Annotated in this window: 18 protein-coding genes; 3 read left to right on the plus strand and 15 right to left on the minus strand. The window is 64.7% G+C overall.

Features of this window, described 5'->3' with window-relative positions:
• Positions 1-172 precede the first annotated feature (172 nt).
• From FXV83_RS11040 to FXV83_RS11075, 8 genes are all read right to left on the minus strand, one after another.
• Complete coding sequence (locus FXV83_RS11040; protein WP_148739203.1) at positions 173-622, minus strand: cytochrome c; 450 nt, start codon at positions 620-622, stop codon at positions 173-175.
• A gap of 116 nt (positions 623-738) precedes the next feature.
• Entirely contained in the window at positions 739-3048 is a 2310-nt protein-coding gene (locus tag FXV83_RS11045; protein WP_148739204.1) for a xanthine dehydrogenase family protein molybdopterin-binding subunit, read from the minus strand.
• A gap of 276 nt (positions 3049-3324) precedes the next feature.
• The gene (locus FXV83_RS11050; protein WP_148739205.1) at positions 3325-3603 is read right to left on the minus strand and encodes a DUF1127 domain-containing protein; all 279 of its coding nucleotides are present in this window, start codon (positions 3601-3603) and stop codon (positions 3325-3327) included.
• A gap of 309 nt (positions 3604-3912) precedes the next feature.
• Positions 3913-5442, minus strand: a complete 1530-nt coding sequence (murJ, locus tag FXV83_RS11055) for a murein biosynthesis integral membrane protein MurJ (RefSeq protein ID WP_148739206.1) — start codon at positions 5440-5442, stop codon at positions 3913-3915.
• A 262-nt stretch (positions 5443-5704) separates the two neighbouring features.
• Complete coding sequence (locus FXV83_RS11060; protein WP_187435822.1) at positions 5705-6856, minus strand: DegT/DnrJ/EryC1/StrS family aminotransferase; 1152 nt, start codon at positions 6854-6856, stop codon at positions 5705-5707.
• Positions 6857-6907: 51 nt separating this feature from the next.
• On the minus strand, positions 6908-7915 hold the full coding sequence (locus FXV83_RS11065) for a Gfo/Idh/MocA family protein (RefSeq protein ID WP_148739208.1): 1008 nt from the start codon (positions 7913-7915) through the stop codon (positions 6908-6910).
• A gap of 185 nt (positions 7916-8100) precedes the next feature.
• A complete protein-coding gene (locus FXV83_RS11070) occupies positions 8101-9513 on the minus strand; it encodes a mannose-1-phosphate guanylyltransferase/mannose-6-phosphate isomerase (RefSeq protein WP_187435823.1) in 1413 nt (470 codons plus the stop codon).
• A 7-nt stretch (positions 9514-9520) separates the two neighbouring features.
• Entirely contained in the window at positions 9521-10510 is a 990-nt protein-coding gene (locus tag FXV83_RS11075; RefSeq protein WP_148739210.1) for an NAD-dependent epimerase, read from the minus strand.
• A 219-nt stretch (positions 10511-10729) separates the two neighbouring features.
• On the opposite strand from FXV83_RS11075, the gene FXV83_RS11080 reads away from it, so the two are divergent.
• Positions 10730-11689, plus strand: coding sequence for a lysylphosphatidylglycerol synthase transmembrane domain-containing protein (locus FXV83_RS11080; protein ID WP_148739211.1), 960 nt, complete (start codon positions 10730-10732; stop codon positions 11687-11689).
• Positions 11686-12705: an MraY family glycosyltransferase gene (locus FXV83_RS11085; protein ID WP_148739212.1), complete on the plus strand. Its 1020-nt coding sequence runs from the start codon at positions 11686-11688 to the stop codon at positions 12703-12705. Before FXV83_RS11080 ends, FXV83_RS11085 begins: the two co-directional genes overlap by 4 nt.
• On the opposite strand, the gene FXV83_RS11090 is transcribed toward FXV83_RS11085, so the two are convergent.
• The 6 genes from FXV83_RS11090 to rfaD form a co-directional block, all read right to left on the minus strand.
• Entirely contained in the window at positions 12693-13640 is a 948-nt protein-coding gene (locus FXV83_RS11090) for an NAD-dependent epimerase/dehydratase family protein (protein WP_148739213.1), read from the minus strand. The two genes, FXV83_RS11085 and FXV83_RS11090, sit on opposite strands and share 13 nt — an antisense overlap.
• The gene (locus FXV83_RS11095) at positions 13637-14857 is read right to left on the minus strand and encodes a glycosyltransferase family 4 protein (RefSeq protein WP_187435824.1); all 1221 of its coding nucleotides are present in this window, start codon (positions 14855-14857) and stop codon (positions 13637-13639) included. Before FXV83_RS11095 ends, FXV83_RS11090 begins: the two co-directional genes overlap by 4 nt.
• 2 nt (positions 14858-14859) lie before the next feature.
• Positions 14860-16773 carry an SDR family NAD(P)-dependent oxidoreductase gene (locus FXV83_RS11100; RefSeq protein WP_148739215.1) on the minus strand — a complete coding sequence of 638 codons (1914 nt, stop codon included), beginning with the start codon at positions 16771-16773 and terminating at the stop codon, positions 14860-14862.
• 146 nt (positions 16774-16919) lie between these two features.
• Complete coding sequence (locus FXV83_RS11105; protein WP_148739216.1) at positions 16920-18206, minus strand: O-antigen ligase family protein; 1287 nt, start codon at positions 18204-18206, stop codon at positions 16920-16922.
• Positions 18203-19687, minus strand: coding sequence for a D-glycero-beta-D-manno-heptose-7-phosphate kinase (gene rfaE1, locus FXV83_RS11110; RefSeq protein ID WP_148739217.1), 1485 nt, complete (start codon positions 19685-19687; stop codon positions 18203-18205). The genes FXV83_RS11105 and rfaE1 overlap by 4 nt, the downstream gene beginning before the upstream one ends.
• 11 nt (positions 19688-19698) lie before the next feature.
• A complete protein-coding gene (gene rfaD, locus FXV83_RS11115) occupies positions 19699-20679 on the minus strand; it encodes an ADP-glyceromanno-heptose 6-epimerase (protein WP_148739218.1) in 981 nt (326 codons plus the stop codon).
• A gap of 160 nt (positions 20680-20839) precedes the next feature.
• Here rfaD and waaF point away from each other — a divergent pair, with 160 nt between their 5' ends.
• Entirely contained in the window at positions 20840-21907 is a 1068-nt protein-coding gene (gene waaF, locus FXV83_RS11120) for a lipopolysaccharide heptosyltransferase II (RefSeq protein ID WP_148739219.1), read from the plus strand.
• A gap of 23 nt (positions 21908-21930) precedes the next feature.
• On the opposite strand, the gene FXV83_RS11125 is transcribed toward waaF, so the two are convergent.
• Positions 21931-22935, minus strand: a complete 1005-nt coding sequence (locus FXV83_RS11125) for a LacI family DNA-binding transcriptional regulator (protein WP_235939381.1) — start codon at positions 22933-22935, stop codon at positions 21931-21933.
• Positions 22936-23165 lie beyond the last annotated feature (230 nt).

Here is a 23165-nt window from a genome sequence, read left to right on the forward strand (position 1 = left end):
GCCACTTCGCTTTGCTCAGTTCGAAAGCCAAGTAAATCGTGGCATACTCGCTTCCGGCGGGTGCGTCAGTGTGATCAGTACGCATCGTTGATCCTCCAGGGTGAGTTGGTGGTCACAAACTCAATTTACCCCCTGACCACCTGCCACCCATAGGATCTACGAACTGCAACCGCTACTTCAGCTTGAGCCGATAGGTCTCGTGGCAGTCGGTGCAGCGGTCGTTGATGCTGGTGTAGGCGGCCTTCAGGCTCGCGACATCGGTGATCTTGCCCTTGACGTCGGCGATCGCCTTCTGCACCGGCGGGATCTTGGAGTCGAAATCGGCCTTGTTCTGCCAGACTTTTGGCGACGCACCGTAGCTGGCGTTCACCACGTCCTGCTTGGGATTGACCTCGAAGGTTTTTGCGATCTTCGCGACATCTGCCTCGAGATTGGCGAGCGCCTCGTCGACGGCCTTCTGGTTGTAGGGGATGTCGCCCTTGGTCATCTTCTGGATGACCGAATAGAGGCTCTTGGCCTGCGAGCGCATCAAATTGTCCTGGTGAACGGCGACCTGCTGCTGCGCCATCACGGCGCCTGCGCTCAACAGCAGGGTCGTCGCGACAATCATCACCCGTTTCATTGCTTGTTCTCCGGCTCGCAGATTCTGAGAAAGACCATCCACCCGTTTCACGGGTATCCATCCAGATTAGAACCCTGCGCGCGGCGTTTATTCCCGCACAGGGAGATTGGGGATTGTTAGAGGCTGTGACGGCGACGGTGCTCGTGGATGGCGATCCACACCCGCTCCGGCGTCGCCGGCATGTCGATGTGGTCGATCTTGTATTCGCGCCACAGGGCGTCGACGATGGCGTTGACGACGGCCGGACAGGAGCCGATCGCACCGGCCTCGCCCGCACCCTTCACGCCGAGCGGATTGGTCTTGCAGGGAACGTTGGCGGTCTCGAACACGAAGGCGGGACCATCAGCCGCACGCGGCAGCGCATAGTCCATGTAGGTGGCGGTGATGAGCTGCCCGTCACTGGCGCCGTAGACCACCTGCTCCATCAAGGCCTGACCGATGCCCTGCATGGCGCCGCCATGGACCTGGCCGGCCAGCAGCAGCGGATTGAGCGTCTTGCCGAAATCGTCGACGATCACGTAATTGATGATCTTGATCATGCCGGTGGCCGGATCGATTTCGACTTCCGCCAGATGCGTGCCGTTGGGATAAGTGCCGTCAGCGCTGGCAAACGTCGCGCTGCCGTTCAGCTTTGACGGATCGGCGCCCGGCCGCTTGGCGAGATCGGCGAACGAGATCGAACGGTCGGTACCGGCGACACGAATCACGCCATCGGTAATCTCAAGATCGCCAGCGCTCGCTTCCAAGGCTTGCGCTGCGAACTCCTTGAGCTTCGCGCCGAGCTCGCTCGAAGCGCGCTCCACGCAGACGCCCCCTGTGGGAATCGAGGCCGAGCCGCCGGTGCCGAGTCCGGTCGCGATCTCATTGGTGTCGCCCTGGCGGACATGCACGCGCTCCGGCGGCAAGCCGAACTGCTCGGCGACGATCTGCGCATAAGCGGTCTGATGCCCCTGCCCGCTCGATTGCGTGCCGATCAGGACGGTGACATCGCCATTGGGATCGAGCCGCACATTGGCGGTCTCTTCTCCCATCACGCCGCAGACCTCGACATAGCTTGCCAGGCCAATGCCGCGGATCAGACCGTGCTTCTTGGCGAGCTTTGCGCGCTTGGGAAACTCTTTCCACTCGGCGATCTCCATCGCCCGCTTCAGATGGGCGGCGAAATCTCCGGAATCATAGACCTTGCCGGTGGCCGTCTTGTACGGCAGCGCCTTCGGCTGAATGAAGTTCTTGCGGCGGATGGCATCCACCGTCATGTCGAGTTTTCGCGCGCAGGCGTCCACAAGGCGCTCGATGACATAGGCGGCCTCTGGCCGGCCTGCGCCGCGATAGGCGTCGACCGGGACGCTGTTGGTGAAGATGGTGCGCACCCGGCAGTGGAAGGCCTGGATGTCGTAGAGGCCCGGCAGCATACCGGCGCCGCCGTGGGGAATGTAGGGGCCGAAGGTCGACAGATACGCGCCCATGTCGCCCATCAGGTCGCAATCCATGGCGAGGAATTTGCCGTCCTCGGCGAGCGCCATCTTCGCGGTGGTGACGTTGTCGCGGCCTTGCGCGTCACCCATGAAATGCTCGGTGCGGTCGGCCGCCCATCTCACCGCCTTCTTCAGCTTTCGCGCGGCGACCGCGACCAAGGCGTATTCGCGGTACGGAAACAGTTTTGTGCCAAAGCCGCCGCCGACGTCGGGGCAGATCACCCGCATCTTGTCGGTCGGGATATTCAGCACGTTCTGGCAGAGGATGTCGCGCAGACGGTGGCTGCCCTGGCTGCCGACCGTCAGTGTCAGATGATCGTTCTTGGCGTCGTATTCGCAGACGGCGGCTCGCGTCTCCATGAAGCTTGCAACCACGCGCGGATTGACGATGGAGATTTCGGCGACCGCATGCGCCTTGGCAAAGGCGGCTTCGGTCGCGGCCTTGTCGCCGATCGAGACGTCGAACAGCACATTGCCGGGCTTGTCCGGCCAGACCTGCGGCGCGCCCTTCTTCACGGCATTGACGACGCCGGTCACCGCCGGCAGCGGGCTCCATTTGACCTCGATCGCCTCGATCGCGTCGCGAGCCTGATCGATGGTCTCGGCGACCACGAAGGCGATGGAATCGCCGACATGGCGCACCTCGTCTTTGGCAAGGATGGGGTAAGGCGGGCCGGTGAACGGATCGGTCTCCAGATTGAACAGGCACGGCAGATTGCCGAGATCCGCAACGTCGTCGGCGGTCAGGATCAGCGCAACGCCAGGCAGCGCGCGAGCGCGGCTCACATCGATGGCGTATTTGGCATGCGCGTGCGGCGAGCGGAGCATCAGGGCGTGAAGTGCGGCCTGCGGCGCATAATCGTCGGTATAGCGGCCCTTGCCGCGGATGAGTGCGTCATCCTCTTTGCGCAGCACGCTTTGGCCAACGCCGAACTTGATGGGAGCAGCCATTTTTTTATCCCGTCCTCATGGTTGTTTTGCCGGCATATTGCCGTGGAACAAGTGGCAAGGCAAACGGCTTTAGCCATGCGAAAATCGTCCGCCCTTCCCGCCTGTCGGAGCAGGATGGGACGGAAAAGCAGCAGCTCGGTCATTTCCCTGTGAAGATCGGTCCGGTTGGTGGCATGATAGTTGCCGAACTCGCCCCGCAGTGCACGCCTGAGAACAAGCAGCCGTGCTGACCGCCGCTTGTCACAAAGCGCATGTCCGATTCGGATGGTTGATCATTTACATCACCCCGCGGCTCCATAGATCCGTGGCGCGATCTCTCAGCCTATCGATAGCCCGTTCCGGCGAGAGGTAGTCGATCTCGCCACGCGTCAAGCCGATATCCATCAGCTCCCTGTCAGTCAGGTCCTGCAAGGTGATTTGTGAGCCCTGCCGCCAGCGCCACTCCTCAAGCGCACGCCAGTATCGCGCTAGCAAGCCTAGGACGCTCCGCGTCGATGCGAGGTCGAGGGGGAGCCTCTCGGTCGCGGGTGCGATGTTCGTCTGTTGAGGTGGCATCGGATGCTCCTGCTGTTGTGCCGGCAGGGAGCGTGGCCAAACAAAAGGCCCCGTCCGATGCCGGCGGGGCCTGGTGGAAAAGATGTCGTCGTCGAATTCTAGCGCACGACTCCTCCCACGGCCCAGCCGAAGCGGGTCATGTGATTGCAGGTGACTTTGCGCATTGATTTGATCATGAAGTAGCAATACCACAGCGATCGCGCAAAATCAAGGGATGTATGGATGTCGGCTGCATCCTAAAGGCGAGGACGACGCTACGGCGAATTCGTCTCCTAAAGCGGGCACAACGAATCTACTATTGAAGTTCGCCTAGCCCCGCACCAGTGAGAACAGCCAGCCGCGGCCGAACAGCACGAGGATACAGAAGGCGTAAATGAACGTGCCGGTGATCATCAGCAGCGCCAGCGTCATTTCGTCCCGGAAGCTCGGCATTGTGGAGAAATAGATCGCCCCGAAATGCGCGGTCAGCCAGAGCCCGGCAGCGAGGATCAGGCCGCTCAGGACGAATTTGGCGAGCGATTGCACCAGCGCCCGATCGAATGCGAGATAGCCGCGCCGCACTGCGAAGGTGAGCACGAGCAGCAGATTGGTCCAGACCCCGACAGCCGTTGCCAACGCCAGGCCGATCTGGGCCAGCGATCCCATCAACGCAAATTTGAGAGCGACATTGACGGCGATGCCTGTCAGCGAGGCCCGGACCGGCGTCGCGGTATCCTTGCGCGCATAGAAGGTCGCGACAGCGCTTCGGATCAGCACAAAGGGGATCAGGCCGATGGCATAGGCTGCGAGCGTCGCGCCGGCCGCGGCCGCATCGGCCTTCGAGAACGCGCCGCGGGCGAACAGCGCACGCATGATCGCGTCGGGCACGGTGATGAAGGCGGCCACGAAGGGCACCGAGAACAGCAGCGTGAAATCGAACGCGCGGCGCTGCGCCTTCATCGCGCCGTCGTGGTCATTGGCGGTGATCCGCCGCGACATCTCCGGCAACAGCACGGTGCCGATGGCGATGCCGATCACGCCGATCGGCAATTGGTTGAGGCGATCGGCGTAATAGAGTGCGGACAACGCGCCCGCCGGCAGGAAGGTGGCGATGATCGTGTCGGCGAACAGCGCAATCTGCGTGCCCATCGAGCCCAGCGTCGCAGGCCCTAACGCCTTGAAGAACCCGCGGACGTCTTCGTCGAGCTTCAGCGGCGCAAAGCGCGGCAGGCCGCCGTGGCGCGCGAGATCGCCGGCTAGAAGAAAATATTGCAGGAAGCCGGAGATGAGCACGCCCCAGGCCGCCGCGTGGCCCGCGGTCGGAAACCAGGCGGCCAGCGCCAGCGTCATCATCATCGCGACATTGAGGAAGATCGACGCCGCGGCGGCGCTGGCAAAGCGCTGCATCACGTTGAGCATGCCGCCGTAGAGTGTCACCAGCGTGATCAGCAACAGATACGGAAAGGTGATCCGGGTCAGCTCGATCGCGAGCCTGCGCTGCTCGGCGTCCTCACCAAAGCCGGGCGCCAGAATGCTCATGGCCTGCGGCATGAACAGCCAGGCGACGACCAGAAGAAGGACCTGCAAAGCCAGCAGCAGCGTGAAGATGCGGTCGGCGAACAGCTTTGCCGCCGCCTCGCCGCGCTCACCATGGACGTGCGCATAGGCGGGCACCCAGGCGGCGTTGAAGGCGCCTTCGGCGAAGATCGCGCGGAAGTGATTGGGCAGGCGGAGCGCCACGAAGAAGGCGTCGGCTACGGGGCCGGCGCCGAGGATCGCCGCGAGCATGATGTCGCGGGCAAATCCCGTCAGCCGCGAGAGCAGCGTATATCCGCCAACCGTGAAGATCCGTCCGAGCATCGTTCCCTTCTAGAGCGTTATCGGTCGGGCGATAAGACCGTGAACTACGACGGGGACGAAAAAGGCTGCGGCTCGGCTTACCTCTCCCGAAGGGAGAGGTCGGATCGCATCGAAAGGTGCGATCCGGGTGAGGGGTTACGCTCTCACCGTATACTGCGGCCCCTCACCCGGATTGCACTGGACGATGCTTCGCATCGCCAGGCGCAATCCGACCTCTCCCCGCTGGGGAGAGGTGAAGCAACAGCGCGGCAAAACGGCCAGATCAGCCCGAAAGCGCGCCGCGCACGGCGGCGATGATTCGCTCCTGGGCGGCCTCGTCGAGATAGGGGTGCATCGGCAGGCTGATGACGTCTTCCGACAGGCTCTCGCAGCCCGGCAGGCCGCCTTCGGCGACCGGATAGTGCTTGTAGGCGGTCTGCTGATGCATCGACTTCGCATAGTAGATCGCGGTCGGCACGCCCTGGGCCTTCAGCGCGGCGGCAAAGCCGTCGCGGTCGGTCCCCTCGGGCAGGCGGATGGTGTACTGCGCCCAGACCGAGGTGCAGCCGGGCGCAAGACGCGGCACGGTGACGACATTGGACAGGCCACGCGCATAGCGTTCCGCGACCTTGTTGCGGGCGGCAATCTCGTCGTCGAAAATCTTCAGCTTCTCGATCAGGATCGCGGCCTGCATGGTGTCGAGCCGGCCGGTCAGGCCAAGCCGGACGTTGTCGTATTTGTCCACGCCCTGCCCGTGCACGCGGATGCTGCGCAGCGTGGCGGCGAGCTCGTCGTCGTCGGTGAAGATCGCGCCGCCGTCGCCGAAGCAGCCGAGCGGTTTGGCCGGGAAGAAGCTGGTCGTGGTCGCGAGCGCCTCGGTGCCGAGCATGCGGCCTTTGTAGCTCGCGCCAAAGCTTTGCGCGGCGTCATCGATCACGAACAGGCCCTCGGCCTTCGCGATGTCCGCGATGGCGTCGTGATCGGCGGGCTGTCCGAACAGGTCGACGGGGATCACCGCGACAGGCCGCAGGCCCGCCTTCCGTGCGGTCGCGATGCCGCGCTTCAGCGACTCCGGACTCATGTTGAAGGTCGCCTCATCCACATCGACATAGACCGGCGTAGCGCCGGTCCGCGCCGCCGGCGAAGCGGTGGCAATGAAGGTGAACGACGGACACAGCACGGCATCGCCGGGGCCGACGTTCTTCGCCATCAGCACCATCAGAAGCGCATCGGTGCCACTGGCGCAGCACACCACGTGCTTGGTGCCGCAATAGGCCGCGAGCTGCGCCTCGAGCTCGGCGACCTCAGGGCCGTTGACGAACTGGCAATGGTCGAGCACGCGCTTGACGGCCGCATCGAGCGAGGCGCCGAGGCGGCGGCGCTGCGAGCCGACATCGATGAATGGAATGGGATCGGAACGCAGATGCTGGTTCATGGCGCCTTGCCGATTGTCTTGCGTGGTTGGAGCGGTCGACATCGAGGAGGATCAGCCGGCGACGCGGCGCGGGCCCGTGCGGGCTGCCGACGACGTCGCGGCGGGCCGCGATGGCGTTTCGAGGCACTGCGTGGCGATTTCGAGGCTGGCGACGCCCTCGTCGCCGGTCACCGCCGGCGCCTCGCCGTGGCGGACGGCCCGAAGGAACGCGATCAGTTCGGCGCGCAAGGGCTCGTCGTGCCCGACCGGCAGATGCCGCATCGAATAGCTGCCATCGGGCTTGAAGCCGAAACATTCGGTGACCTGGCGCGTCAAGAGATCGCCCATCACATATTTGCCACGGGTCGCGACCGTGACGCTGCGCGCCTTGAACGGCGTCAGCCAGTTGGTGTTGATGTGAGCGAGTACGCCGGATGCGGTGCGGAACTGCAGCAGCGCGATGTCCTCGCGCTCGGCCACCGCGCTCGACAATTGCGGCTGCACCTCGACGATGTCGGATTCGGTGAACCATCGGATCAGATCGATGTCGTGCACGGCGAGATCGATGACGACGCCGACATTGGACATGCGCGGCGGGAACGGACCGACGCGCGTGATCGCGATCGAGAGGATATCCTCGCCCGCGATCGCCTGCTTGACCGCGGCGACCGCCGGATTGAAGCGCTCGACATGGCCGACCATCAGCGTCACGCCGGCCTTTTGCGCGGCGGAGACGATCTCGCGGCCTTCCGCGACCGTGGACGCAATCGGCTTCTCGACCAGCACGTGGATGTTCTTGGCGATGCAGGCGAGCGCGATCTCGTGATGCAGATGGGTCGGCGCCGCGATGGTGACGGCATCGACGCCTGCGGCGAGCAGCTGGTCGAGCGTTTCGAAACCCTGGCAGTTGGCGAGATCGCAGGTGCGCGCGAGGTGAACCGGCGAAGGATCGACCACACCGACAAGGCTGACGCCGGGCAACCCCGCGAGCACGCGCGCGTGGTTGCTGCCCATCACGCCGGCACCAATAACGCCGACGCGCAAGCCGGCCTTTGCCGGTGCAGACCCTTTGGAACTCATCTGAGCAAACCCCGATTCAACGCAAATCCCCGGGCTGCTTCTAGCACGGTCGCCACATTTGTGGCGAACGCAGAGCTGGCCGAGCGGACACGATTTGATTCAAAAAGTTACACGCTCCCCGGGCGTTAAGCCGCTGAAAGAAACCGCTCTTTCGGCCCGGATCGCGTGATTCGGAAGCTTGCTGGTTACGACCTTTGATAGTCGTCTTCAATCCGGATGATGTCGTCTTCCCCGAGATAGCTGCCGGTCTGGACCTCGATCAGCTCCAGCATGATCTTGCCGGGATTCTCCATCCGGTGCACCGCGCCCATCGGGATGTAGATCGACTCGTTCTCGTGCACCGTCTTCACGGTCTCGTTGACGGTGACGCGCGCGGCACCGCGGACCACGATCCAGTGCTCGGCGCGGTGATGGTGCTTCTGCAGCGACAGCCGCCCGCCGGGCTTGACCACGATGCGCTTGACCTGGTGGCGCTCGCCATTGTCGACCGACTGATAGCTGCCCCAGGGCCGATGCACCTTGAGGTGCTCCTCGGTGACCTTCGGCGCGACCGCCTTGAGCTTCGTCACCAGCCGCTTCAGGCCGTTGGCATCGTTCTGGCGCGAGACCAGCACCGCGTCCGCAGTCGCCACCACGACGAGATTATCGACGCCTTCGAGTGCCACCAGCGCCGAATCGGTGGTGACGTTGCAGTTGCGGGAGTCTTCGAACACCGCGGCGCCGTGCGCAGCGTTGCCTTGCGCGTCCTTCTTCGACAACTCCCACACCGCGTGCCAGGAGCCGACGTCGGACCAGCCGCAGGACACCGGCACCACCGCGGCGCGCGAGGTTTTTTCCATCACCGCATAATCGATCGAGATCGCCTTGGCCGAGCCGAATGCCTGCGGCTCCAGCGTCACGAAGGACAGATCGCGGCCGGCATTGGTGACCGCATTGGCGACCGCTTCAACGCTTCCTGCGTCGAGCTTGCGATATTCGTCGAGCAGCAGGGCGGCCGGAAACATGAAGTTGCCGCTGTTCCAGAGATAGCCGGAGTTGACGTAGTCGGCGGCCTTCACCGCGTCCGGCTTCTCGACGAAGCGCGCCACCGCATGCACCTCGCCCGAGATCGCCTCACCCGGGCTGATATAGCCGTATTCGGTCGCGGGCCGCTCCGGCTTGACGCCGAAGGTGACGATGCGCTCGGCGCTCGCGGCAACGAGCCCTTCGCGGCAGGCGGCGACGAAGGCGGCTGTGTCGTGCACCACGTGGTCGGCGGCGAGCGCGAGCACGACGGCGTCAGCGGCGCGTACTTGCGCGAACACCGCACCCGCGGCGATCGCGGGGCCGGAATCGCGCCGCATCGGCTCGAGGATCACGTCGGCCTCGATGCCGATCTCGGCCAGCTGTTCCAGCACCATGAAACGGTAGGACGCATTGGTGATGACGATCGGCCGATCGAACAGCGACGCCTCCGAGACGCGCAGCAGCGTGTCCTGGAAGGTCGAGCGCGCGCCGAACAGCGGCAGGAATTGCTTGGGGCGCACCTCGCGCGAGGCCGGCCACAGCCGCGTGCCGGCACCGCCGCACATGATCAGGGGGATAATGCGTTTGTCCATCGTCATCTCAAACCTTGAAGTAGTCCCGATACCAGGTGACAAAATTACGGACCCCTTGCTCGATCGGCGTTGACGGCACAAAGCCGGTGTCGCGCATCAAATCCTCGACATCCGCGAACGTTTCCAGCACGTCTCCAGGCTGCATTGGCAGCAGCTCTTTGTTTGCCGTCCGGCCCAGCTCCCGCTCCATAAGCGCGACGACATGCATCAGCTCTTCGGGGTGGTGATTGCCGACATTGTAGACCCGAGATGGCGCATTTGCGGCAGCCGGCTCGTCCGCGGGCACCCGATCGATCAGCTTGGATACTACACGGGTCACGTCGTCGATATAGGTGAAGTCGCGACGCATCTTGCCATGGTTAAAGAGCCGGATCGGCCTATCAGCCATGATCGCGTTCGCGAACAGAAACAGCGCCATATCGGGCCGCCCCCACGGTCCGTAGATGGTGAAGAAGCGCAGGCCCGTGACCGGCAGCCGGTAGAGATGGCTGTAGGACTGCGCCATCAGCTCGTTCGCCTTCTTGGTCGCGGCGTAGAAGCTGACGGGATGATCGGTCCGGTCCTGCACGGCAAATGGCAGTTTTGTGTTGGCGCCATAAACGGAGGATGACGAGGCGTAGACGAGATGACGACAGAAATTGTTCCGGCAGCCCTCGAGCACGTTGAGGAAGCCCTGGAGGTTGGAATCGGCGTAAGCGTGCGGATTGTCGATCGAGTAGCGCACGCCGGCCTGCGCGGCGAGATGCACGACTTTGGCGAATCCGTGTCGCGCAAACAGCGCCGCGATGGTGTCGCGGTCGGCGAGATCGGCCTGCACGAAGGAGAAGCGGGGATCGTTCCGCAGCAGCTCCAGGCGCGCCTGTTTGAGCGCCGGATCATAATAACTGTTGAGATTGTCGAGCCCGACGACGGACCGGCCCTCGCCCAGGAGCTGCCGGGCGACATGAAAGCCGATGAAGCCGGCGGCACCCGTGACCAAAATTGGCTGATCCGTCATCCTGTTCCCAAGGGTCCTTCACCCGCGCCCGCGATCGGCGCCTGTTTAGCTGTTGCGCCAAGCGGGCGATATCCCGCCGCCGTTCATGACCGCTTCCTTTCATGACAGCTTCCTTTCAGCTATTGCAAGATCGGCGCCAAAACCATACCAAAGCGGCCGAATTCGGCGCTTCGCGTCGGGTCGCCACAAATCTTCGCAAACCCTGTTCATGCGGGCGAGATGCGCCGAATCCTGCTGTCGACGGCCAAAATCCTGATTTCCGCGGCGCTGCTCTATCTGGCGCTGCGCAAGGTGGATCTGTCCGAACTGTTTTCGCGTTTCACCGTGACCAGCCTGTTCTGGATTGGCATGGCGATCGCGATTACGTTCCTGCAAATCTTCGTCGGGGTGCTGCGCTGGCGCGAGGTCAGCGCCGAATGCGGCGCGCAGCTCGAGCTCGGCCGTGCCATGCGTTACAACGTGATCGGCGCGTTCTTCAACCAGACCCTGCCATCCGCGATCGGCGGCGATGCGGTCCGGCTGTGGCTGGTCGCGCGCGCCGGCGCCGGATGGCGCGCGGCGACCTACTCGATCTTCGTCGACCGCGCGATTGGCCTGATCGCGCTTGCGATCATCATCGTCGCGAGCCTGCCCTGGAGTTACGCCCTCATCACCGATCCGCACGGACGATCGGCGCTGGTGCTTGTCGACCTTGCGGCACTCGCAGGCGGCCTTGGTTTCCTGGTCTTCGGCGCGCTGAAATGGCCGTGGCTGAAGACCTGGTGGGCAACCCATCACATCCACGCCTGCGCGGTGATCGCGAACCGCGTGATCTTCAGCGCGGCGCGCGGACCGATCATCGCCATCCTGTCGCTCGCCATTCACGTGCTCGCCGTCGTCATCGCCTGGTGCGTGGTGCAGTCGATTGCCGCGCCGGTCAGCTTCGGCCAGGTCTTCCTGCTGCTCCCGCCGGTCATGCTGATCACCTTGATGCCGATCTCGATCGCCGGCTGGGGCGTACGCGAGGCCACGATGGGGCTGGCGTTCGGCTTCGCCGGGCTCGCTGCGAACGAAGGCGTCAACGTCTCGCTGCTGTTCGGCGCCGTCTCGTTCATCGTCGGCGCATTCGGCGGATTAGTCTGGATATTCAGTGCGGAGAAGGCTCAGCAGGGATCGCGGCCGATCGGGGTGCCGGAGTGAATCCGGCCAGCGCCGCTCTCGCCGTCGGACCATCGCTGCTCGCCGTCGCGATCGCCGCGCTGATTTCGGCCCTCATCACCTGGACCAGCCGTCCCCTGCTGCAGCGCTACGCACTGGCGCGTCCGAATGCGCGGTCCTCGCATCGCATCCCCACCCCGCAGGGTGCGGGCATCGCGGTGATCGCCGCCACGCTGCTGGTTGCTTCGGTCTGGGGCGCCTGGACCAGCGTCGCGATTCCGCCGACGCTGGTGGCTGCGACAGTCTCGATCGCGCTGGTCGGATTAGCAGACGACATCGTGTCGCTGCCAGTACTGGTGCGGCTGGTGCTGCAGGCCGCCGCCGTCGGCGCGGTCGTGTTCACCTCGCCCGAGACTGCGCGCATCGTTCCGGCCCTGCCGCTCGCGCTGGAGCGCGGCCTCATCCTGCTTGCGGGCGTCTGGTTCGTGAACCTCGTCAACTTCATGGACGGGCTCGACCTGATGACCGCAGCGGAAGTGGTGCCGGTCACCGCGGCGCTGATGCTGCTCGGATGGCTCGGCGAACTGTCCTGGCCGGCCGCGCTCGTCGCCACGGCGCTGTGCGGGGCCATGCTCGGCTTTGCGCCATTCAACCGTCCGGTCGCAAAGGTGTTTCTCGGCGATGTCGGCAGCTTGCCGATCGGCCTCCTGCTCGGATGGTGCCTGCTGGAGCTCGCCTGGCATGGGCAGCCGGCCGCAGCGCTATTGCTGCCGGCCTATTACCTCGCGGATTCCACCATCACGCTGTTTCGCCGCATCGCAAGGCGCGAACCGTTCTGGTCGGCGCACCGTTCACATTTTTACCAGCGCGCCACGGACAACGGTTTCACGGTCTCGCGGGTGATCGCCGAGGTCCTCGCCCTTAATCTCCTGCTCGCGCTGCTGGCCATCGTCACCATTCGCGCCGGTTCGGCGGCGTTCACGATGCTCGCGCTGCTGGCGGGCGCGATCGCGGTCGGATTCGTGCTGCGGCGGTTCTCCCACCCTCAGGGGTCCTGAGCCGACAGCGCAAGCCGCAAGCCCTCCTCGAGCGTGACCTGCGGCTGCCAGCCGGTTGCGATCGCCTTGGAGACGTTGAGCTCGAGCGAGCCGATCAGGCTGTCATAGGTATCCTGCCGGCCGATCACGCTGAGCAGCGAGCCCAGCAATTCCGGCGGCATGCCGAACAGCCGCGGGCTCTTGCCGGACGCCAGCCCCAGGCGCTCGATGAATTCAGGCGTCGAGACCTGTTCCCTGTCCGCCACCAGAAAGACCTCGAAATTACTCGCGGGATCGGGGTGGGCAAGCCGGCGCAGGATGAACGACGAGAGATTTTGCACCGCCAGGAAGGCACGGTGGTTCCGGATCGCGCCAAAGGGCAGCGGCAGTCCGAGGTTCACCGCGCGCGTCAGCAGTGCAAAATTGCCCCTGGCGCCCGCGCCATAGACCAGTGGCGGCCTGATCACCGAGATACTCATGTCGCTGTCGCGCGCGAGCGTCCTCAGTCCCGCCTCGGCCGCAGCCTTGGACATGCCGTAGAGACCGCGTGGCGTGAGGATGTCGTCCTCGCTGAACGGTGCGCGGCCCTCATTGCTGCGGCCATGCACGAGAACAGTGCTGACGAAGATGAACTGACGCACGCCGGTTGTCGCCGCACAGCGCGCCAGGTGCAGCGTGCCGGCGATATTGACGTTGCGGTAGAGCTGGACCGCATGCTCCTCGTGCTTGTGATGCACACGCGCGGCGAGATGAATGACGGCATCGACGCCTTCCAGCGCAGCTGACCAATCGGTATCGGGGCCGATCGATTCGATGACGACCTCGTCGTCGAGGCCTTCCGGGTTGCGGACCGCGCGGCGGACCGACCATCCTTCACGCGAGAGCGCGGGCGCGACATGACGGCCGACGAAGCCGCTTGCTCCCGTGACCAACACCACCGGCTTGCGTTCGCTCATCGTTGCTCCGCCAATTCGGGACTGTGCAGCAATTCGTCGACCAGGGCGGCATAGGCGTTCATCGCAGTGGCGCGATCGAACTTCGATGCCGCCTTCACGGCCCGCTCCGTCATGGCACCGGTGTCGGAGCGCGACGCATTGCGGATTGCTTCGGCCAGTTGATCGGCGCGGCCCGGCGTGACGACCCAGCCGAGCCCGTTTTCCACCACCGTCAGCGCGGCCTCGGCTTCCGGCTCGGAGACCAGCACGACGGGACGGCCGACCGCCAGCAGATTGTAGAATCGGCTCGGCACCGACACCCCGGCGACGTCCTTCCGGTACGGAATGATCCAGAGGTCCGCAGAAGTCAGGAACGCCTCGAGCTCCGCATCCTCGACGCGCGCCACGAAGGAGACATTGGGCAGGTTCGAAGCCGTCTGCAACTGCTTCAACCGCTCGAAGCCGATGCCCCAGCCGGAGAGCAGGAAGTGGATGTCCGGCTCGTCCTTCAGAAGCCGCGCCGCCTCGAACACGATCTCCGGATCGTGGGTGAAGCCGAGATTGCCCGACAGGCCGACAATGAAGCGGGCCGCGAGCGTCTTGCGAAACGGATTGTCCGGTGTCGCCGGCCGTGGCGCGGGCACGAGCGTGGCCCAGTTCGGGATGAAGCGGATCTTGTTCCGCGCCATGCCGCGATAGCTCAGGAGCGGCCGTTCTGCATCGCGGCCGATGGTGATGACGGCATTGAGCGCGCGGAACATCAAGGCGTTGGCGGCGCGCATCGTCCGGGTTACGATCGAACCGGGCTTGAGAAGCCCCGCCGTCACCAGCACCTCGGGGAAGAGGTCGTGCAGGATCAGCGCCGAGCGGGCCCGCCTCAGCTTTGCGGCCGCGGCGACCGCGTAAGGCAGCATGAACGGCGCAGTGACGGTGACCACGACGTCGCCGGGCCGAAGCTGCCGCAGCAACGCAAGGAAGGTGCGCGCGACGAAAAGCAATTCGGCCGCGCCACGCCGGATCAGCGCCGCCTTGCCGGTCACGCGGTTCTTGACGGCGACAATGCGCGGCTTGCCCGGACCGGCCTGCGACGCCGGCAACGCGCCGGGCGAGCCCGACAGCACGACGACCTCGTGTTCGATGGCGAGACGGCAGGCGATCTCGGCCATGATCGCCGCCGTCGTGCTCGGATCCGGCGGATAATGCTGACTCGCGACGACGATCTTGCCTCGAGACTGCATGGTCAGGCCGCGGTCGACCCGAATTCCGGGACCGCATCCTTCAGGATGGTCCTGATGGTCGCCCGATCGTCCCGCGCGATCGCCTGCTCGAGCGCCGTGATCCATTTGCGCAGGGTCTGCATCGGCGGCTCGTTCGGCTGCGCGGCCATGATGCCAGCAACGCCGATCTCGCGGGTCGGCTCCTCGGACGCGAACAGTATCTCATTCAAGCGCTCTCCCGGCCGCATTCCCGTGAACACGACCTCGATGTCGTAGCCGGGCTGGAGTCCGGAGAGGCGGATCATGCGTTCGGCGAGGTCGACGATCTTGACCGGCTGGCCCATGTTGAGGACGTAGACCGAGACGTCCGAACGCACCGTTCCGAGAGCATGCGTTGCCGCCGTGATGACGAGGTCGCAGGCCTCACGAATGGTCATGAAGTAGCGGACCATGTCGGGATGTGTCACCGTCACCGGACCGCCGGCCTCGATCTGGGCCTTGAACTTCGGTACCACCGACCCGTTCGACGCTAGCACGTTGCCGAACCGGACCGAGATCAGCCGCATCGGCGGCTTGGCGCCGCCGGCTGCCGCCGCAACGTCGTGATCGAGCGCCTGGCAATACATCTCGGCGAAACGCTTGGTCAGGCCGAGCATCGATACCGGCTCGATCGCCTTGTCGGTGGAGATCATCACCATGGCCTCGGCGCCGGCGCTGAGCGCCGCGTCCGCCACGTTGATCGAGCCGAAGATGTTGGTCTTGACACCCTCGCTCCAATCACGCTCGAGGATCGGCACGTGCTTGAGGGCTGCGGCATGGAACACAATGTCCGGCTTGAACTCGGCCATCAGGCCCATGACGCGCTCGCGGTCGCGGATGTCGGCGATCCGCCCTTCGACCGCAGCACCTGTACCCTGCGCGGCGAGCGCTTCAGTGACCGCATAGAGCGCCGGCTCGGAATTCTCCAGGATCAGGAGGCGCGCGGCACCGAAAGCGACGATGCGCTCGCAGATCTCCGAGCCGATCGAGCCGCCGCCGCCGGTGACGATCACCGCCTTGCCCTCGATCAGGGCTTCGAGGCGCGCATAGTCGATCTGCTCGCTCGGCCGCAGCAGAAGATCCTCGACGGCGACCGCCGTCAGCCGCGGCGTGTCGCCGCTATCGAGCGAGGGCATGCGGTTGACGATCACACCTAACTTTCGCGCCCGCATCAGGATCGATTCCGGATGAGCCTCCGGCTCGAACGCGGACGGCGTCATCACCAGGCGGGCGATCGGCTTGTTGCGCTTGGCGAAGTCCGCGATGACGTCCTCGATGTCGTCGACGCCGCCCAGCACCGGCACGTTGCGAATGAACTGGCCGCGATCGGAGCTGGACGGCGACAGCACGCCGACCGGCCAGATCCGTTTGATGGCGCCGCTCTCGATGCCGCGCAACAACACCTCTGCATCCGCTGCGCGGCCGATCAGCAGCGTCGGCGCAGCATCCTGGATCCGGGCATGGCGCCGCACCCGCGTATAACGGAAGTAGCGATAGGCCATGCGCGACGCGCTGAGAGCGGTAATTTCAAGGAACCAGTAGAGGACGATCGTCACCTTGCCGAGGAAGAACGCGCCACGCACATTGGGGGCAACGAAAATGTAGTCGAGGACGAGGAGCGCAACCGTCAGCACGGTCGCGACGCGGATGATGTTCAGCGCGTCGGGCAGCGAGATGAACCGCCATTTTGTCGTCGTCAGGTTGAAGATGAAGAACACGACCACGGCGAAGGCGAGGAAGTAGGGCAGGATCTGAAACAGTAGCGGCAAACGGTCGTGGAAACCCTCGCCGCCCTCGAAACGCAGATAGAAGGCGGCAAACAGCGCCGCCGTGGTCGCCAGGAGGTCGTGGAGCGCGATCAGGAAATTGCGCAAGGTGAGATGCGAAAGACGCGTCATCCGACGACCGATGCTATCCAGTTGAGTGCAACTGACCGCGCTGATAACCCATCCCGCCAGGAGTTGCCAGCACAAGACGACTTATCAGCACAAGACTTGGCAGAACAAGACTTGGCAGCACAAGACTTGGCAGCCGCACGGCCCGCTCAGGCACCGGCCTCGCCGAGCTTCGGCGGCGTGCGGCCAGCGCGAAGCACTATGCCGCCGGCAACCCCGACGCCGACGACGTACATCCAGCCCTCGTGGAAGTCGAACAGATGGGAGTTGAACAGCGAGGTGAAGACGTTCTGCACCACGACCAGCAGGCCCACCCAGTTGGCAAGCCCGTCGCCGCGGAACAGCATCAGATGCAGGATCCACACCGTGTAGAGAACGACGACGCCGATGACGCCCCATTGCACGGCGACATGCAACGTCTGGTTATGGGGATTCGGAAAGACCCTGACCCCCTGGACCCATTCCTCGCCCTTGGAGACCTTCTCGAACAGTCCGTAACCGGATCCCGTCCCGTGCCCTGCGACTGGAGCTTGCGCAAATAACTGAATCGAATTGTGCCAATACACAAGTCGCTCGCCCATGGACGTCGGGACTTTCTCCTCGGTGTAAAGCCGATAGTCACGCGAAAACGTGTCCGCGGTTTTGCGCAATTGCGGCGAGGCCTGCCAGGCGACTGCGGCACCGGCGAGCAGGACGGCGGAGATGATCGCGATGCTGCGCCATGTCAGGTGGAGGAACGCGAACACGGCGACCATGATCGGCACGGTGACGAGCGCAGTGCGGGACACCACCACGAAAGCCATGTTGACGAAGAAGCTCAGCGCCAGGGCCGTCAACAGGCCGGCGAGCCAGTAGCGCTTGTCACGCAGCAGGCCCACGACGGGATAGGCCAGCGCGATCGTACACAGCGTGAATTCCTGGCTCTGGTCGATGTAGTTCTTGACGAAGATGCCGCGCTCAAGGGGATCACCGGGTTTCAGCGACAGGCCGGGGTAGAAGGCCACCAGCCACGACATCACCGACAGCAACGCGCAGGATGCGAGGAAGGCGATGAAGACCCAGTGTCCGCGCGGCGAACGCTGGAAATGATACAGCAGGACGGGAATCACGAGCAGCTTGACGGTCGGACCGACGGCATAGAAGCGCGTGCCCCACGGCGCGTCTGACCACAGCGTTCCCACCAGCGCGAGCAAGACCAGCGCAATCGGCGCTGCGCAGATCGGACGCTTGAGCGATTCCAGGAACGCCCTGACGTCCAGGAACGGAACCATGCAGGCAAGCATCGCAACGTTGAAGATCGCCGTGAGCGAGGTCGACCACGGCAGCGAGGCCGCCGTGAGGATGGCGAACAGATCGACCGTTTCGCGCCAGGCCGCGGGACTGCGCAGGCGCCGCCACAGCATCTGGCCGGTCGTCTCTCGGGCAAGCGTCGTCACTTGTCCCCTCCCCGCGCGCGATGGACCAGCGCCGTCGTGCTGAAACCCTGGAGGATGTCGACCAGCACGACCGTTCCGCCGGCGGCCTCCACGACCTCGTGGCCGACCACCTGCTCGCGGGTGTAGTCGCCGCCCTTCACCAAGGCGCTCGGCTTGATCCGGGTGACCAGGTCGATTGGCGTGTCCTCGTCGAAGATGACGACGAGATCGACGGCTTCAAGCGCCGCCAGCACCTCGGCGCGTGCGCGCTCGTCCAGCACCGGACGGTCCGCGCCCTTCAGCCGCCGCACCGAGGCATCGCTGTTGAGGCCGACGATGAGGCGGTCGCAGGCGGAGCGCGCCGCGGTCAGCACCTTGACGTGGCCGGGATGCAGGATATCGAAACACCCATTGGTGAAGCCGACCCGCAAGCCCAGCCTGCGCCATTCGGCGAGCTGCGCCTCGAGTGCGTCGGCCTCGATCACGATCTTCTCTTCGGCCGCGAGATAGGCATGCGGCAGGATCTTTCGCCGCAGCTCGGCGGCGGTCACGCTGGCGGTGCCCTGCTTGCCGACGGCAACAGCGGCTGCTGCATTGGCCATGCGCAAGGCCGTATCCCAATCCGCGCCCGCCGCGAGCGACACGCAAAGCGCTGCGGCGACAGTATCGCCGGCGCCGGAGACGTCGCGCACCTTCACAGGGTACGCCGGAACATGAACCGCTTCGCCATTGCGCGGCACCAGCGTCATGCCGTGCTCGCCTTGGGTCACCAGGATCGCCTCGCAATCGGCGAGCCGCATCACGTCCTCGGAGGCGTCGACGATGCTTTGCGCCGTGTCGGCGCGGCTGCGGGTCGCTTCCGAGAATTCCTTGCGGTTCGGCGTGAGCAGCGTGGCGCCGCGATAGATCGCCCAGTTGAGGCTCTTGGGATCGACGATCACGGGCTTGCCGAGTTTTCGCGCGGCGTCGATTGTGTGGCGGATCACGCGCGCGGTCAGCACGCCCTTGGCATAGTCGGACAGCAGCAGAATGTCGGCGCGCGAGATCTGCGGCAGGATCGCCTCGATCAGCCTGGTCTCGATCTCGTCGGAAGCCGGCAGCGCCTGCTCCCAATCCGCGCGCAGCATATGGGTGGAGAAATGCTCGGAGACGAAGCGCACCTTTCGCGTCGTCGGCCGCGACGGATCGCACACCAGTACGCTTTCAATGCCGGTCTGCTCGGCAAGCGCGGCCGCGAGCCGACGGCCCGCATCGTCATCGCCGACGAGACCGACGAAGATGCAGCGCGCGCCGAGCGAGGCGACATTGCGCGCGACGTTGCCGGCGCCGCCGATATGGATCTCGCTGCGCCCTGCTGCGATCACCGGGGCCGGCGCTTCCGGCGAGATCCGCGACACCTCGCCATAGACGAACTCGTCGAGCATGATGTCGCCGATGCAAAGCACCGTCCGGCCCGCAATGGCTTGCCCGAGAGCATCGAAATCGAGAATTGGCGTCGGCATGGTCAAAGGCCTCAGCGAAAGCGATCGAGCCGGTCGAGATAATCCCCGACATAGGCCTTCACCGCGTCCTCCAGCGTCGTGAAGCCGCCGTTATAGCCGGCACGATGCAGACGATCGACCTTGCTCTGGGTGAAGTACTGGTAGCTGCCGCGGATCGCCTCGGGCATGTCGATGTATTCGATGTTGGGCTCGCTGCCGAGTGCCGCATAGGCGGCAAGAATCAGGTCCTTGAAGCTGCGCGCCTTGCCGGTTCCGACGTTGAACAGCCCGGATACCGAGGGCGTCGCCAATAGCCACATGATGACCCGAACGACGTCATCGACATAGATGAAATCGCGGCGCTGATCGCCGTCGGCGATGCCCTCGCGGTGCGACTTGAACAGTTGCACGGTGCGGCCCGCTCTGACGTCGTCGAAGCGGCGCGCCAGCACGCTCATCATCGAGCCCTTGTGATATTCGTTCGGGCCGAACACATTGAAGAACTTCAGCCCGGCCCATTGCGGCGGCAGCTTGTCGCCGCGCGCCGCGCGCTCTGCGACGGCGAGATCGAACAGCTGCTTGCTCCAGCCGTAGAGATTCATCGGCCGCAGCTTCTTCAGCGCCGGCAGCGACGCGTCATCGTCAAAGCCGGCGGCGCCATCGCCATAGGTTGCAGCCGAAGAAGCATAGACGAACGGCACTGCATTGGCCGTGCACCAGTCCAAGAGGCGCATCGACAGGCGGAAATTGGTCTCGATCACGAGATCGCCGTCGGTGGCGGTGGTCTCGGAAATCGCTCCGAGATGGATCACGGCGTCAAGCTTGCGGTCCTTCAGCCACGCGAGCAGCTCGGCCGGCGGGACGATATCCACAAGCTGCCGCTTGGCGAGATTGCGCCACTTGCCATCGGTGCCGAGGAGATCACAGACCGCGACGTCGCTGCGGCCGGCCTCGTTCAGCGCGGCGACGACATTCGATCCGATAAAACCGGCCCCGCCGGTCACCAGCAACATTCCAAAATCCCTGCCCGAATTTCGAGGTCCGGTCCTGCCCTAGCGCATGATCCACCAAAGTGTAAGCGGTTTTGGGACCGGCCGGCTGCCGGCTTTACCTGCCGGCCCGGAGCGGCTACCGAACCGCCACAATCCAATGCGGCAGCGGCCCAAGTAACAAATGAACCATGATTCGCAATTTAAGGGAAGTGAGGAACGGAGCGATACCCGCCCGATCCTGATCATCCCCTATATGTGGATCGGCGATTTCGTCCGGAATCACACCGTTGTCCGGGTTCTTAAGGAGCGCTGGCCGAACCGGCCGGTCGATCTCCTGACCACATCCCTGTGTGCTCCGCTGGTCGATTACATGCCCGGCGTACGCCAAGGGATCGTCTGGGACCTGCCACGCAGCCAGCTCGCCGTCGGGCGCCAGTTCGGCCTGGCGAGGCTCCTGCGCAAGCGGAACTATGGCACCGCTTTAGTGCTCCCCCGCACCTGGAAAGCAGCCATCGCGCCCGCGTTAGCCGGCATCCCCGAACGGGTCGGATTTGTCGGCGAGTTCCGGTTCGGCCTGCTCAACCGCTGGCGCTGGGGCGAGAAGCGGCTGCCCCGCTTCATCGACAAGAACGCCGCACTCGCCCAGCCCGAAGGCGCGCCGCTGCCGGGAGAATGGCCGGTGCCGCAATTGCAGGTTCCGGCCGGGGAGATCGCCCGCTGGCGGCAGGCCAATGGCCCCGGCGCGGCGGCGGCCGTGGCGCTCGCCCCCGGCTCAGTCGGGGCTTCAAAACGCTGGACCTACTATCCCGAGGCCGCCCGGCTGCTGGTCGAACGCGGGCTGGAGGTCTGGGTGGTCGGCGGTCCCGGGGAAAAGGGGCTGGCGCAGGACATCGTCGCCGCTGGCGGCCCCGGGGTGCGAGACCTGACCGGCACCGACCTGCGCAACGGCGTGCTGGCCATGGCCGCGGCCGGCGTCGCGATCTCCAATGATTCCGGATTGATGCATATCGCAGCCGCGCTGGGGACGCCCACCATGGGCATTTTCGGCCCGACCAGCCCGTACCTGTGGGCTCCCCTCAACGGCCTTGCCGCCACCGTGGTCCAGGACAAGAGCGCTCTCGCCTGCCAGCCCTGCCAGAGCACGATCTGCCGCATGAACGACCACCGCTGCATGCGCGATATCGCGGCAAGCGAGGTGGTTGAGATCGCGCAGCGGGTGCTGAGGGAAGCCGCCGCGCGCAAGCGCTAGCTCCCCATGAACGGTTGCGCGTGTCAGCCGAACTTGTAAGGAAGCAGGCGTTCGCCAAAAGATTCGCCTCGCCAAATCAATTGAAGGCCCGCGACGATTTCCGCCCCGTAGACGGCGTATGGAATCTCGATCGACTTCAGCCAGGGCGCGACCCACTGGTTAAGAGGCGTGCCGTCGATGCTGACAATATCGCAATCGCCGGGAATTTTCAGGCCGCGTTCGAGCGCGCGCCGGTTCACGCCGTAGGCGATTTGGTCGCTCACGCAGAGAATGGAGTCCGGCGTGTCGCTGCCGCCGAAAATTCGCGCGCCGGCATTATAGCCGACTTGGAGATGCGATCGCCCTTCCCCGTCGGCCTGGATGATCGCCTTGTCGGACCATCCACGCTCCCGTAGCTTGGCCAGGAAGCCTGACACGCGATCCCGCGATGCGGACGAGCCCAACCGCGGAAAAACAACGGCCGGGACTCGCCGTCCGAGATTGGCGAAATAGTCGGCCACAGCAGCACCGGCTGCGCAATCGTCGATACCGACGAACGGACCGTTGCCGACCGGATTGCGGCGGCTCACGAACACCGTCGGGGCGCCCGACGCGGACAACTCGCTCAACCCCCGGCTGGGCACCGCCGCAACGAGGACATAGCCGCACACCATCTGGGCCCGCATCGCGTAGAGATATTCGTCCTGAAGTTCGGGGCGGTCGTGCGTGTCGCACAGAACCATCACGTAGCCGGCCTCGCGCAGTGCCGCCTCGGTGGAGCTTGCAATGGTCGCCATGGCCGGATTGTCGAGATTGGCCGCGATCATTGCCACAAGCTGGCTTTGGCCGCGCTGGAGTGCCCGTCCCACCGGATTTGGCCGGTAGCCGACCGCCTCAATCGCGTCGAGCACCCGCGCCACCGTGGCCGGTGAGGCGCGGCGCATCTCGCCGTTGACGATCCGAGATACGGTCGAAACCGATACACCGGCCCGGGCCGCCACCGTGGCAAGTGAGATGTATTCCCGGATCGGCTGTCTTTTCATGGTCATCCGCAACGTCCGCCGGCGAGTTTCTCCGGAATCGCTACGAAACAGTTTGGATGAAGATTGACAACTTGGCAAACGTTTGCCAAAGATGTTTTTGCCCTCGCAGGAGGGAAGGCCCGCTTGCGGTCCCCGTTAGCGGACCACCTGCGCCCAAACTCGAGGCATCCGATCTGGTGGATGCCAATATCGAAGGAAACGTCCGCGCTGAGGATCCGTCGGAGAACGGACCCATG

This window comes from Bradyrhizobium hipponense, assembly GCF_008123965.1.
In the GTDB taxonomy this organism is placed as follows: Bacteria; Pseudomonadota; Alphaproteobacteria; order Rhizobiales; family Xanthobacteraceae; genus Bradyrhizobium; species Bradyrhizobium hipponense.

Bases quoted from the DNA above. Each gene is read 5' to 3' on its own strand.
- FXV83_RS11060 (WP_187435822.1), bottom strand. From the start codon at position 6,856: ATGAACCAGCATCTGCGTTCCGATCCCATTCCATTCATCGATGTCGGC.
- FXV83_RS11045 (WP_148739204.1), bottom strand. From the start codon at position 3,048: ATGGCTGCTCCCATCAAGTTCGGCGTTGGCCAAAGCGTGCTGCGCAAA.
- FXV83_RS11080 (WP_148739211.1), top strand. From the start codon at position 10,730: ATGCGCCGAATCCTGCTGTCGACGGCCAAAATCCTGATTTCCGCGGCG.
- FXV83_RS11070 (WP_187435823.1), bottom strand. From the start codon at position 9,513: ATGGACAAACGCATTATCCCCCTGATCATGTGCGGCGGTGCCGGCACG.
- waaF (WP_148739219.1), top strand. From the start codon at position 20,840: ATGAACCATGATTCGCAATTTAAGGGAAGTGAGGAACGGAGCGATACC.
- rfaD (WP_148739218.1), bottom strand. From the start codon at position 20,679: ATGTTGCTGGTGACCGGCGGGGCCGGTTTTATCGGATCGAATGTCGTC.
- murJ (WP_148739206.1), bottom strand. From the start codon at position 5,442: ATGCTCGGACGGATCTTCACGGTTGGCGGATATACGCTGCTCTCGCGG.
- FXV83_RS11100 (WP_148739215.1), bottom strand. From the start codon at position 16,773: ATGACGCGTCTTTCGCATCTCACCTTGCGCAATTTCCTGATCGCGCTC.
- FXV83_RS11065 (WP_148739208.1), bottom strand. From the start codon at position 7,915: ATGAGTTCCAAAGGGTCTGCACCGGCAAAGGCCGGCTTGCGCGTCGGC.
- FXV83_RS11090 (WP_148739213.1), bottom strand. From the start codon at position 13,640: ATGAGCGAACGCAAGCCGGTGGTGTTGGTCACGGGAGCAAGCGGCTTC.
- FXV83_RS11075 (WP_148739210.1), bottom strand. From the start codon at position 10,510: ATGACGGATCAGCCAATTTTGGTCACGGGTGCCGCCGGCTTCATCGGC.
- FXV83_RS11050 (WP_148739205.1), bottom strand. From the start codon at position 3,603: ATGCCACCTCAACAGACGAACATCGCACCCGCGACCGAGAGGCTCCCC.
- FXV83_RS11095 (WP_187435824.1), bottom strand. From the start codon at position 14,857: ATGCAGTCTCGAGGCAAGATCGTCGTCGCGAGTCAGCATTATCCGCCG.
- FXV83_RS11040 (WP_148739203.1), bottom strand. From the start codon at position 622: ATGAAACGGGTGATGATTGTCGCGACGACCCTGCTGTTGAGCGCAGGC.
- rfaE1 (WP_148739217.1), bottom strand. From the start codon at position 19,687: ATGCCGACGCCAATTCTCGATTTCGATGCTCTCGGGCAAGCCATTGCG.
- FXV83_RS11125 (WP_235939381.1), bottom strand. From the start codon at position 22,935: ATGACCATGAAAAGACAGCCGATCCGGGAATACATCTCACTTGCCACG.